The 793-nt window shown below is 43.6% G+C and carries 1 protein-coding gene; it reads right to left on the bottom strand.

The features are described 5' to 3' along the window. Positions 1-709, bottom strand: a 709-nt coding sequence (locus tag AC1DRF_RS30545; protein WP_477742641.1) for a GntT/GntP/DsdX family permease, incomplete at its 3' end; no start/stop codon positions are given. Positions 710-793: the final 84 nt, after the last annotated feature.

Raw genomic sequence — 793 nt, 5'->3', positions numbered from 1 at the left:
GTGCCAGCAGCACGATGGTAACAATGGGTGCTATAATGGCTGTTAAAAACAGCGGCAAGCTGCTTGCATCCACTGTATCTATTTCTTCAGCTTGAACCATTGTTCCTTTTTTCACTAATCGTTTGGCCACTAGATAAGTGACCGCTACGCCAAATACAGCGGGAATAATTCCTGCAGCCATCACGGATGTAAGCGGAATATTAAATGCATCCGAAGCAGCAATAGCGTTAGGATTAGGAGACATTAAATTTCCTGCCTTTCCTCCTCCAATCATTGCTAATAAAATAGCAGGCTTTGACATACCCGTACGTTTAGCAATGGCTAAAGCAATAGGCGCCACTGTGATCACAGCCACATCAACAAACACACCTACTGTCGTAAGAATGAGTGTGGCTAGCGCTAGAGCTAAAAGCGCTTTTGTTTCCCCTAGTTTTTTTACAATGGTTTCTGCTATAACCGCTGCAGCACCCGATTCTATTAATACCCCGGCCAATATACCAGCTGCAAGAATCCGCAGCACTGCGGGAATGATGCCTTGTGCCCCTTCAATCATTAAATTAACGGTATCAGCAATATTAACTCCGCCAATCAGTCCGCCAAGTAAAGCTCCGGCTATCATTCCGTATGCGGGAGCCACTTTCTTTAAGATTAATATAATAGCAATTACTAATGCACAGATCGCGCCTAACGCGCTTACTTGAACGTCCATAAAGCCATCCCCTTTCTTATTTCTCCTGTCCCTAATGTTAATTGTAAGCGCTATCTTATATTCTTTCATTAGTCACTTCAACAG

The organism is Priestia sp. P5_B4 (assembly GCF_056400385.1).
Note: the sequence above shows the minus strand (reverse complement) of the source record. Positions and strands in the feature narration are given on the sequence as shown.